We start from the raw sequence: 10,919 nt of genomic DNA, 5'->3' as shown, positions 1-10,919 counted from the left end.
CTGCCGGACACGCTCGTGGGGACGGACAGCCACACGCCGATGATCGGCGGCATCGGCGTCGTCGGCTGGGGTGTCGGCGGCATCGAAGCTGAAGCAGCGATGCTTGGCCAGCCGATCACGATGAAGCTCCCCGAGGTGGTTGGGGTCCGGCTCACCGGCGAACTTCCCGAGGGAGCGACCGCAACCGACCTCGTCCTTCATGTTACTGAGCAGCTTCGGGAGGTCGGCGTCGTCGACCGGTTCGTCGAATTCTTCGGCCCCGGTGTGTCGAATCTCACCGTTCCAGACAGGGCGACCATCGCGAACATGGCACCCGAACAGGGCTCGACCATCAGTATGTTCCCCGTCGACGACGCGACGCTCGACTATCTCGAACTCACGGGCCGCGATGAGCAGCACATCGAACTCGTTCGCGAATATCTCGACGCACAGGGGCTATTCGGTGAACAGAACCCCGAGTACACCGAGACGGTCGAGTTCGATCTTTCGACGATCACCCCCAGCCTCGCCGGACCGAAGAAGCCCCAGGACCGGGTCGCAATGGGCGACATGAAGTCACACTTCCGGGGACTGGTTCACGGCGAATTCGCGGACGACCTCGACGACGTCGACGAGGATGCGCTCACGCGATGGATCAGCGAGAGCAGCGCTTCCGGCGACGATCAACCCGACCCCGGTCTTCAGGAGCCGGACGTCGGCGAACTTAACGACCGAGTCGAAGTCGACGTGAACGGTGAGACGGCCGAGATCGGGCACGGAAGTGTCGTCGTCAGCGCCATCACCAGTTGTACGAACACGTCGAACCCGTCGGTGATGCTCGCGGCGGGACTGCTCGCCCGTAACGCCGTCGAGCGCGGGCTCGATATCCCGGACCACGTCAAAACGAGCCTTGCACCGGGCAGTCGTGTCGTCACTGAGTATCTCGAAGAATCGGGACTGCTTCCCTATCTCGAAGATCTCGGCTACAACGTCGTCGGCTACGGCTGTACGACCTGTATCGGGAACGCCGGCCCGCTTCCCGAACCCATTGAACGCGCGATCGACGCCGAGGATCTCTGGACGACGAGTGTCCTCTCTGGCAACCGGAACTTCGAGGCACGCATCCACCCGAAGATCCGGGCGAACTACCTCGCCAGTCCGCCGCTGGTGGTCGCCTACGGTCTCGCCGGGCGCATGGATATCGATCTCGAACACGATCCACTCGGCACTGACGACGACGGCAACCCGGTCTATCTCTCGGACATCTGGCCCGACGCCGACGAGATCCACACGGCAGTCCACGACAGTGTCGATTCCTCGATGTTCGAGGAGAAGTACGCCGAAGTGTTCGAAGGTGACGAGCGCTGGGACGCGCTTGACGCGCCAACCGGCGACGTCTACGAGTGGGACGACTCCTCGACGTACATCCGCGAGCCGCCCTTTTTCAAGGACTTCCCGCTGGAAGAGCCCGGCACCGCGGACATCGAGGATGCCCGCACGCTGATGCTGCTCGGTGATACGGTCACGACCGACCATATCAGTCCCGCCGGGCCGTTTACTCGCGAGCAACCCGCCGGAGAGTGGCTCGTTGAACAGGGCGTCGAACCCCACGACTTCAACACGTACGGCGCTCGCCGGGGAAACCACGAGGTAATGATGCGTGGCACCTTCGCCAACGTTCGCATCGAGAACGAGATGCTCGAAGATGTCGAGGGCGGCTACACGATTCACCAGCCGACGGGAGAACAGACGACCGTCTTCGAAGCGAGCCGCCGCTATTGCGAGGACGACACGCCGCTGGTCGTGTTCGCCGGCGAGGAACTCGGCACCGGGTCGAGCCGTGACTGGGCCGCAAAGGGGACTGACCTCTTGGGCGTCCGCGCAACCATCGCGGAGAGCTACGAGCGTATCTTCCGTGACAATCTCGTCGGCATGGGTGTCCTCCCGCTCCAGTTCGCCGACGAGGACTCCTGGGAGTCGCTCGGCCTCGACGGCTCGGAACGAATCGCAATTCACGGACTTGACGACGGTCTAGACGTGAACGACGATCTCACAGTCGTTGCAGAACGTGCCGATGGCTCAACCGTCGAATTCCCGGTTACGGCACAGGTTGGGACGCCTGCAGCCGTTCGATACGTCGAGAACGACGGAATCCTGCATCTAGTGCTCCGCCGATTGCTCACCGAGGAGTAGCCACCTCCTCCAGAGAGCCGTCTTTTCCGGACACTACGAGGGCTGTCGCTGGTCAAACTGACTTTGTGACGTATCTGGCTGCTGGCCTCTAACACAAGGAGGAGACGACCCCGAAGAACGTTGCGAGCCCGATTGAGCGCGGCCGGTGGTCTTCAAGTAGCTCCGAGATCTGTTGGGTCGAGACCCACGCTTCGACGCTGCCGGCGATGGCGAATCCGATGACGAGCGCCCACCAAGTAATCCACGCCATTGCGGCGGTCGTCGTCGCGGTCTGTCATGTGCTCTCTACGAAGGATTCCCGAGTGGTTGGTCGTCACGACACAGATGACGCCTGTGATTACAGCGATGATTGAGAGAATCAAGAAATCTGATCTGTCTGCTCTGTTGAATCCGCAGAGGGCGAAGGGATAGCGTCGCTCTGAAGGAGAAAGCGAAGCGGAAGAGCTGAATGTGACTAACCTACTCTTCCGCTTCGTTAAGCAAGCCGCGTCGCTGGCTCAAAAACGCTGTGCCGCCAGTCCAACGGCGGTGAGTGATCCGACTGGCAACGGATTTCCCGGCTGGAAGCACGTAACGCTCCACTTTTTGCGGGTTCACATGGATGCGACGTACCGCGAGATCGTGGATTGGGCGAGCGACATGGATCGCGTTCGTGGTCTGTTACAACTGTCGCGGACGGCATTTCCCGCATCTTCAACGCTGTACCGGTCGTTCGAGAGGGTGCCCATGTCGGTGTGGCGCGGCTTCCTTCGGGAATCCGCAAACATCTGCGATCCGGGCTCGCACGGTGCCATCGATGCCACGTTCTTCGACCGCGAAACGGCATCGAGACATTACCAACACCGCTCGAATCGCCAGATACGCACGCTGAAAATGACGGCCCTCGCCGATACAGACTCGTGTGCCATCCTCGATCTTCACTGCTCGGCACACTGGCCGCACGACACGCAAACTGGCCGTCGAGTCGCCCTTCGTAACACCGAGAAAATCGAGAGTCTCGCCGGCGACAAGGGCTATGACGACCAATCTCTCCGGGATGCCCTCCGTTCAGAGGGCGTCCGGCCCTTGCTGCGTCACCGGCTGTTCGCCCACTACGATCACGCACACAACGCACGGTTGGACAGCGAGTTATACAGACAGCGCTGGATGGCCGAGACTACCTTTTCGGCCATCAAGCGTCGGTTCGGCCCCGCTGTCCACCCTCGCGCGTGGTACCGCGAGTTCCGTAAACTCGTGTTGACCGCCGCCGTCTACAACCTCGAACGAGCGCTCAAACAGTGACCCCGACGCCGTCATCGGATTCAACAAGGCAGTTCAGACAGTTTATGACTCCATTGGCGGTAAATTTCTCCGTATTAAACCCTGCAGCCTGGGGACTCGCATTGATCGTCATCGTCGTGGTTTCCTGGTTCTTCTATCGGAATTTTGCCCCGGACAGTTGGCGAGAGTGGGTCGGCGCCGGGGTGGTACAGGCATTCATCATCGCACTATACGCAGAAATGTACGGGTTTCCGCTCACGATCTATCTGCTGGTTCGATTTTTCGGTCTGGATCGCGAGTACGTTAGCACCAATCTCTGGTCTACACTGGTCGGGTTTGGCGAGGCGGGTATGCTCGTCTCAATGCTGCTCGGCTATGCGGTGGCATTTGTCGGCATCGGCCTGTTTGCTCAGGGGTGGCGACAAGTCTATCGGGCTCGGAAGGACAATCGACTGGTCTCAGACGGACTCTACGGGTATGTCCGTCATCCACAATATACTGGCCTGTTCATCGCGCTGTTCGGCGAGGGGATCATTCACTGGCCGACGATCTTCTCTGTCGGTCTATTTCCGCTCGTTGTAGTAGTTTTCACGTGGCTTGCACGGAGGGAAGAGCGTGATATGATCGACAAATTCGGTGAGGAGTATCGAACGTATCAGCGCAAGGTGCCGATGTTTATCCCCCGCTGGAAGCAGTGGCGCGATCTCGTGGCAGAGTCTCGCAGCGGCGGTGATGATTTTGAAGACTCTTGAGTTATCGTCCTCCATAGGCGGCAGCGAAGCCTGAATCTCAGTCACCACCATCCGTCTAGCCAAGACGTAAGATCTGATGCCAGAATGGCCGCAAGGCGGAAACTCGCGCCTTCAGGTGCGGGACGATGTTGACAATGGGGATACCAACCACACTGGATAGCAGGCCGACTCCCCCACGCCAACCAGAATTATTATAAGTACATACACTTACCCAAGTGACGATCTTCGACAACAACACGTCGGTCAATGATCTTCTCTACAGGGAGACCGGGCAGAGTGCCTTGTAGCTGGAACCTGAGGCGGTTCACTGGTTTGAAAGCAGAACAGCAACTTCGAACTGCTTTTTATTGCTGATTGTCTATCGCTTCGTGAGTCCCTGAATACGTAATCAGCTGTGAACTTCTACGACTTATGACGCAACCAGCACTCGAAAGCGATCGTATGAGCCGATTTCTCGTATCCAGCACGTGGCTCAATATCCTCCTTGCTATGCAGTTGGTCGCCGGGCTGGTGTACGCATATATCACAGGGGATATGGGGAGTCGGTGGACCCATTTCGTCCTTCCATTCATTTGGTTCACCGCCTCTGTGTGGGTGATTTGGCATACTCGACCTGAGACGACACGCCGCGTGTATCGTCTTGGTGCCGCACTTGTCGTTGCTCTATACCTCATCGTTATGTTTTATTTCTCAGGATTACTTGGACCGAGCACCTCTCATTTCGGGCAGCTCACTGGGCCAAGCGGTTTCGGAATGACGTGGGGTCGGTCTTTGGGGTGGAGTCCGGTCTTCGTCTATACAGGTGACCTGATCACTGTCTCGCTCATTCCTTACCAGGCGGTTGGCCTGTTCGCGCTGGCGTATCTCGTCTACGATGCGTTGCTTGATCTCTCGCAGTCAGCAATCGGAGGGATTGTCGGGATTGTAGCGTGTCCTGCCTGCGTTAGTCCATTGTTTGCTGTACTACTTGCAGGCGGGCTAAGTGGTTCTTCAACGATGCTATTGCTTGGTGCGTATGGCTATGAGATTGCAACCGTTCTTTTTCTCGTGGCTGTTGGAATCCTCTATCATCGCCAGGTACTCACGAGGCAGTATCACCAGTTCCGAATAAATTGATACATAACCGTGGATTTGCCCGAACCGTTCTCATCGCCGATGCCGACGATTTCTCTCGCCGGAATTTTCAGATTGGCACCGGTGAAGACAGACACAGATCGCGTCAGCGGGAGGTTTAACCCGTGCGGTTTTTCAATCTCATCAGCACGGACGAGTACCTCGCTGATGGTAGCTTCTGCCGTGGTGGTTGTGGATTCGTCCATAGGTGTACCCACGCTCCTGATCCACTGCGATTACTGTTCCAAATCCAAACAATCAGTAGCAACCTCGTGAGCAATCAGAAATTGAATACACGGCTGATGCTGGACTCTAAGTATCAGATTCCTCTTGACTTTCTGTGTACTGTTCCCTGTATATCGTTTCGCAGTCTTCACTGTAAAACTGCCGAAGTGAACCACCGATACGGGCAGCTAGTCAGTCTTCGCCGACAGTGGTTCCGCAAATCGCACATTTGAGTGCGGATTCAGTTCTCTCGGAATACGCTGAGCGGGTAGCGCTCGACAGCAATTGTACGTCGTATCGTCGCACGTCACTCAGTGGTATACTTCGCTGCGCCCACGTCCCGACTGTAGCACGCGGCGGCGTTGCAACGGCCACGATCTCGCCCTCTGCAGTTGTGAAAACGTGTTCTACGCAAGGTGTCTCCAGAACCGATTTTCGAAGTGGATCCGTCTTCCCGAGTTCAGGCTGGAGACGCACCATTACGCCGATCCGGTTGTCGTACGGTGTGAGGTCGAGGTCAACAGTAAATCTTCGAATAACGCCTTCTTGCTCCAGCTGACGAACGCGTGCCGAAACGGACGGGGCTGAGAGATTTACTGCCTCAGCAATTGCACTATATGGCCGTCTCGCGTTCTCCGCTAAGAGCTGGAGAATTTCACGGTCCGTGTCGTCAATTCCATGTTGCGTCATTGAAAGATGAAATGGGGTGAGGGGGGATCGGGGGGTGGGTGGGTGGGGAGCTACGACGCTTGAGTCGCGGGGTTTTCTCGATGGATGTTGCGTTTAGACGTATTCCTCTGGTGCTGAAGTGAATGTCTCTTCACATCCCTCCGCACAGAAGTAGTACGTCTGACCGTCGTACTCAGCGCTGGCTGGTGCTTCGGTTTCGTCGACGTCCATTCCACAGACGGGATCAGTTGCCATTCGGTTTCACCCCGCATCATATATACGGGTTCCTAAATCAAGCACTTTGCTCTTAGCAATCCAAAGCCGTAATGCCGAGCGACCTGAGCGGATCTGGACGTTCTGGCCTTTTGAAGACACGAATCGAGGCCCATCTCCTCACAATACCGAATGTGCCGCTTGTACGTGCCCACGGTTTCCTATGTGCGTCCAATATAAACGACGTGCTTGAGGTGTGGGAGCGCCTGATGAGCCACTCTGACTTGAGGGGGGAGGGCTGATGTATCGAGTCCTAACTGTTGAAGCAGGTAAGTGATAAGAGGACGGGCAGGACTGGCCACAAGTCCGAGGAAGAGTGTTGTCCACTTCCGGAAGCGACCGACGCTGGATGCTGTGATATCCTCGACTCGCTGAAGACTGAATCCGACATCTACGAGCATCTGTTCGTACTCCTCCTCCGTTCCAAGTGGCGGCATATCCCACTCATCAGCAAATCTCTCAACTGCTCGTTGACCTTGTTCGCTACCGCCAATACGTCGTAAGAGATTGGAAATAACGACCACACCGGTAGAGGTGAGAACGTCTGCTATCTCCGAGACAGCACTGTTGCGATCCGGAACGTAGACGAGTGAGTCGATGGCCGTGCAGGCGGTCATCGTTTCAGCGTCAAACGGGAGAGCCGTTGCGTCTCCAACGACGAACTGCGCGTCAGCATCGTGTTTATTCGCGTTTTGCACTGCTTGTGTCGTATTAAATGGAACAAGATCGACACCGATGACGTCGAATCCGAATTCGTTCGCGAGATCGACTGCTGGTCCGCCCCGGCCGCATCCAACGTCTAGAAGTGGATATCCCGTTGTCTCCTGAAGGTGTATATCAAGACATTTGCCGATTTTCGCCTCAAGACGCAGCTGATGGACCCGATAAAATGCGGCAGGTGCCACGGAGAGTATCCAAGATTGAGAAAAGCCTCCGTATCTAGAATGAGATCGAACCCACGCCAAATATCGGCTCTAGTACCAGGGCCTGAGAATTGATCTGTAATCCGTTCGCGAAGGTCTTCCGGAACCATCAGTTATTCCTTGGGGACAGAGACATCCGAGTAGCAGTATTCGGACTCCTTACAGTATTCGAGGTTAGTACAGTCTTGAGGCCGCTGATACCCGAATTTCTTGTGTTTGCGGAGGTAGGTGACGTACCCGTCGTCGACTCGGTCGAGAATGTCGTGACAGCCCCACTTCTGCCAAACCACGTCGTACCAAGATTTCGATACGGACAGAGGAAGATCGTCCGTTCGACGCCGTCGATCTGTGGCGTCTCGACAATCCGGACACCGACAAGCCGATACGCGATGCGAAGCTGCTCCACGACAGCTGTTGGTGTCTTTGCGCGGAAAAAGAGGAGGTGTGCGAAGATGTATCCGAATCTATGGAGGAGTCGTCTGATCATCAGTCGCAGTCCTATTTTTCTCTGTATCTATCTTGATTCAGCGAGAGAATCCCGCACTCCCGCCAATTTATGCGTGATTACTTGGTGAGAATCAGGGATAGATTCGCGTTGACACAGAAAATCACGCTTCAGAATTAGTTAGCTGAGGACGCTTTGTGAGGTACTGATACTAGGACACGTCAGTCCCACACTCTCGCCCCCTGTTTTCTTTCGAAACGGGAGTGATCCAGCAAGGGCTACGCCCGGTGAACCCCTCAATTCACTATCCCAGAGAACATTCGGCCGGTTTCGATTCTTAACAGAAAGCGCGGTAAATCGTCCTTACGTATAGATATGTATGAGCTCCCCAAGCCGCCTAGAAGTTCGAGAAGGCCCGGACATCAACCTGTACAACCAGATACTCATTCCACTCTACGGAACTAATGTAGCGGAGTCAGTGGTCCAATACAGTCTATCACTTGCAAAAACATATGATGCGGCTCTCCACGTATTATCTATTCAAGATGAGGACCGCACGGGGCTGGAATCCGACCAGGTCACTACACAAGAGGAGTGGGACACAGCAGCGGTAATTGAACCCGTGGTGGATCAGGCCCACTCGCTCGGACTCAATGTAATACCAGCAGTGGATCGTGGGCACTCCCCAGATGTTATTCGGCAGTACGCTGAAGAGAATGATATTGATTTGCTTGTCCACCAGAAACCTAAACAGACTAGATTAGCACGAGTTCTCCAGAGAGACGTCTCCAGTCACATCATTCAAAATATCCCTCTTCCTGTCTTGACGATACCTGATAGGAACCCCTCTGATCCGGTTGGAGGTTCATCTACCAGCCAGTTCACCGATATTCTCGTGCCTACGGATGGGTATGATGAGGCGTCTGTTGCGTTCAAACATGGGCTACAAATTGCTAAACGGCATAACGCGACCCTGCATGGACTTCTTGTTGTGGATAAACAGTCCTATTCGAGTCGGCCTGGATACACGTGGAGAGAGGTTACTGACTCTTGGGAACAGCGGGGAGATCGGCTCCTAGAAGACATTACGGAGAAGGCAGCGACCTTAGACGTTCCTGTCCGAACTACGTTGAGTTATGGTCAAGCTCAACAGGAGATTCTCGAATATACTGAGGTGAATGGCATTGACCTTGTTACAATGGGGACACGAGGATTGACTGGTATTCGCCGACTGTTACAGGGAAGTGTCGCAGCTCGAGTGATCGAGGAAGCAGATAGCCCCGTTCTAACGATCAATCGCACGACAGCGGAGTTGAAAAAGCACCCGTATACGTTTCTTCGAAAGGAAAACCAAAATCGAATATTAATCAATTAACCCCCACTGGTTGGTAATTCCTCCATAGACACGCTTTAAAACTCGTTGTCTCGAAAAAATACGGGCGAACAAGACAGGGCGACGGAGGAGACGCAGTAGAACTGTGCTCGGAGACCGGTCAACGTGTTCAATATCTATTCCGGCGGCGGCACGAATTGCTGCTCCCAGAATTTGTGGGTTGCGAGTTTCAAGAAAATATCTCACAACTGTGGCGAATATATACTCTGCTTTCATCGCCTGATATAATCTGTCGGGGTATGTGTGTAATTGGCCGCTTTTAGCCAGCTCTGCGGCCAGAAATCCTGATTCGACGGCCTGTGAAATCCCCTTTCCAGTGAGTCGGTTTGCGAGACCTGCAGCGTCACCAATCCGTACGACAGAGCGCTCCGGAAGATACGTTCTGTCGGGATCGAGGCTTGGTCCCTCGGGAATGATTGCGACGTTCGTCTGTTCCTGCGACGGGACTGGCCACCCATTCCGCTTACAGGCTTCCCTCAATGCCTTCATATAATCACTAGGCCGGTCACTGACCGTCCAGCCGATACCAACGTTGGCTCGTTGCGATGTCTTCGGGAATGCCCACGAGTACCCTGTATAGTTCTCCAGAATTATCCGGCTGTTCGGGTACAACTCGGTGAAGTCCCCTTCGACATCACTGTTAAGCGCTACCATATATCCTGAATACTCGTTGGTTGTTCCGAGCGCTTTACTAGAGAGTGATGGCTGACCGGTTGCATCAACGACGAGATCATACTCATCGGTGAACTCGTGGAAATCTGTCCGTGTGATAGACTGGTTTTCGTGGATGTCAACACCCTTCTCTGAGAGTTGTTCTGCCCAGGACTGCTCAACGACATTTCGGTCCGTTATATATGTATCCGCAGCAGGAAAGGTGCCGGCTCCAGTGCGGTGGCGATCGGCGTCGATTCCGTCATACACCTCCACTTCCATCGCTGGCAGCGGATTGAGAAAGCCGTTCTCTACAGTCGGCTCGAGTGGGATCTTCGATACCGCTGTCATCGCTTCTCCGCAATTAACGCGTTTGCTATCGTAGGACTGCCGCTCATATAGTTCGACGTCGAACCCAGCGTCGTCAAATCCAGCAGCTGCTGCAAGCCCGGCCATCCCTCCACCTATTATCGCAATTCTGCATGTTCGAGTCATCGGTTTGTACCAATCTTTGAGACCATCGTTAAGCTCCCAACAGCATCCGAAGTGATCCCCGAACGCCCATCGGAAGTCCGATCGCTCCGATGAAGAACGTCATAAGCCACCACCACGTGTGATTCATCTCCTCTTTCGCATCAGCGAGATACCACACGATGCCGACAGTCACGACAAGTTTCAGCACGAACGTCGATCCGGAGAATCCAGTCGCCTGGTACACGAGATTCGTGACGAACAACTTGGGGGAGTAGCCGATGAACGTCACACCGATGAGGTTCTGCGCAGCGTCCCACAGCTGGCCAAAGACGGCCAGCAGAATTAGCGGGTGTCGAAGGTGTGTGACGTTGACGAAACTCGCGCCCCAGTAGTAGAGCGCGGTCACTCCGAGAGCTATTCCCGTCGTCGCGACAGGAACCCATAGGCGAAGTGGGGTCGACGTCGAGAGGCCGTGCCAAACTGCCCACCCGACGGCACTGACAGCCCACACCGACCCGACAAGCCCGACTGTTAGCGGGATAGAACCGATATTTTGGTCACGCACGAGT

At 55.4% G+C, this 10,919-nt stretch carries 12 protein-coding genes; 5 read left to right on the top strand and 7 right to left on the bottom strand.

Going from position 1 to position 10,919, the window contains the following annotated elements:
- Positions 1 to 2,172: aconitate hydratase AcnA (acnA, locus tag AN233_RS01340; protein WP_058365077.1), on the top strand; the 2,172-nt coding region annotated here is incomplete at its 5' end.
- Between the two features lie 88 nt (positions 2,173 to 2,260).
- Here the strand turns inward: acnA and AN233_RS16030 are convergent.
- Positions 2,261 to 2,422: a permease gene (locus AN233_RS16030; protein ID WP_080508288.1), complete on the bottom strand. Its 162-nt coding sequence runs from the start codon at positions 2,420 to 2,422 to the stop codon at positions 2,261 to 2,263.
- 200 nt (positions 2,423 to 2,622) lie between these two features.
- On the opposite strand from AN233_RS16030, the gene AN233_RS01335 reads away from it, so the two are divergent.
- The 3 genes from AN233_RS01335 (at position 2,623) to AN233_RS16660 (ending at position 5,300) form a co-directional block, all read left to right on the top strand.
- Positions 2,623 to 3,453 (top strand): IS5 family transposase, encoded by an 831-nt coding sequence (locus AN233_RS01335; RefSeq protein WP_058365076.1) that lies wholly within the window; start codon positions 2,623 to 2,625, stop codon positions 3,451 to 3,453.
- Positions 3,454 to 3,554: 101 nt separating this feature from the next.
- On the top strand, positions 3,555 to 4,184 hold the full coding sequence (locus AN233_RS01330) for a methyltransferase family protein (protein WP_199708873.1): 630 nt from the start codon (positions 3,555 to 3,557) through the stop codon (positions 4,182 to 4,184).
- Between the two features lie 441 nt (positions 4,185 to 4,625).
- Positions 4,626 to 5,300: a DUF7546 family protein gene (locus AN233_RS16660; protein ID WP_119712965.1), complete on the top strand. Its 675-nt coding sequence runs from the start codon at positions 4,626 to 4,628 to the stop codon at positions 5,298 to 5,300.
- On the opposite strand, the gene AN233_RS16655 is transcribed toward AN233_RS16660, so the two are convergent.
- The 4 genes from AN233_RS16655 to AN233_RS16015 all read right to left on the bottom strand — a co-directional run bounded on the left by AN233_RS16655 (position 5,279) and on the right by AN233_RS16015 (position 7,369).
- Positions 5,279 to 5,503 (bottom strand): hypothetical protein, encoded by a 225-nt coding sequence (locus AN233_RS16655; protein ID WP_125919946.1) that lies wholly within the window; start codon positions 5,501 to 5,503, stop codon positions 5,279 to 5,281. The two genes, AN233_RS16660 and AN233_RS16655, sit on opposite strands and share 22 nt — an antisense overlap.
- A 211-nt stretch (positions 5,504 to 5,714) precedes the next feature.
- The gene (locus AN233_RS16025; RefSeq protein ID WP_199708871.1) at positions 5,715 to 6,212 is read right to left on the bottom strand and encodes an Lrp/AsnC family transcriptional regulator; all 498 of its coding nucleotides are present in this window, start codon (positions 6,210 to 6,212) and stop codon (positions 5,715 to 5,717) included.
- Positions 6,213 to 6,305: 93 nt separating this feature from the next.
- Entirely contained in the window at positions 6,306 to 6,446 is a 141-nt protein-coding gene (locus tag AN233_RS16020) for a YHS domain-containing protein (protein ID WP_080508287.1), read from the bottom strand.
- 179 nt (positions 6,447 to 6,625) lie between these two features.
- Positions 6,626 to 7,369: a class I SAM-dependent methyltransferase gene (locus AN233_RS16015; protein WP_233547761.1), complete on the bottom strand. Its 744-nt coding sequence runs from the start codon at positions 7,367 to 7,369 to the stop codon at positions 6,626 to 6,628.
- An 842-nt stretch (positions 7,370 to 8,211) separates the two neighbouring features.
- On the opposite strand from AN233_RS16015, the gene AN233_RS16005 reads away from it, so the two are divergent.
- The gene (locus tag AN233_RS16005) at positions 8,212 to 9,207 is read left to right on the top strand and encodes a universal stress protein (RefSeq protein WP_080508286.1); all 996 of its coding nucleotides are present in this window, start codon (positions 8,212 to 8,214) and stop codon (positions 9,205 to 9,207) included.
- Here the strand turns inward: AN233_RS16005 and AN233_RS16000 are convergent.
- Complete coding sequence (locus tag AN233_RS16000) at positions 9,196 to 10,371, bottom strand: NAD(P)/FAD-dependent oxidoreductase (protein WP_080508285.1); 1,176 nt, start codon at positions 10,369 to 10,371, stop codon at positions 9,196 to 9,198. The genes AN233_RS16005 and AN233_RS16000 overlap by 12 nt on opposite strands.
- 28 nt (positions 10,372 to 10,399) lie before the next feature.
- The coding region (locus AN233_RS01320) for a DUF63 family protein (protein WP_125919945.1) at positions 10,400 to 10,919 on the bottom strand (520 nt) is incomplete at its 5' end.

The sequence above is a fragment of the Haloparvum sedimenti genome (assembly GCF_001462205.1).
Lineage (GTDB): Archaea > Halobacteriota > Halobacteria > Halobacteriales > Haloferacaceae > Haloparvum > Haloparvum sedimenti.
The sequence above is the reverse complement of the archived record's forward strand: the minus strand, read 5'-3'. Positions and strand labels throughout refer to the sequence as shown.

Excerpts from the sequence above, each read along its gene's own strand:
- AN233_RS16020 (WP_080508287.1), bottom strand. The coding sequence starts at position 6,446 with ATGGCAACTGATCCCGTCTGTGGAATGGACGTCGACGAAACCGAAGCA.
- AN233_RS16655 (WP_125919946.1), bottom strand. The coding sequence starts at position 5,503 with ATGGACGAATCCACAACCACCACGGCAGAAGCTACCATCAGCGAGGTA.
- AN233_RS16005 (WP_080508286.1), top strand. The coding sequence starts at position 8,212 with ATGAGCTCCCCAAGCCGCCTAGAAGTTCGAGAAGGCCCGGACATCAAC.
- AN233_RS16030 (WP_080508288.1), bottom strand. The coding sequence starts at position 2,422 with ATGGCGTGGATTACTTGGTGGGCGCTCGTCATCGGATTCGCCATCGCC.
- AN233_RS16660 (WP_119712965.1), top strand. The coding sequence starts at position 4,626 with ATGAGCCGATTTCTCGTATCCAGCACGTGGCTCAATATCCTCCTTGCT.
- AN233_RS16000 (WP_080508285.1), bottom strand. The coding sequence starts at position 10,371 with ATGACTCGAACATGCAGAATTGCGATAATAGGTGGAGGGATGGCCGGG.
- AN233_RS16025 (WP_199708871.1), bottom strand. The coding sequence starts at position 6,212 with ATGACGCAACATGGAATTGACGACACGGACCGTGAAATTCTCCAGCTC.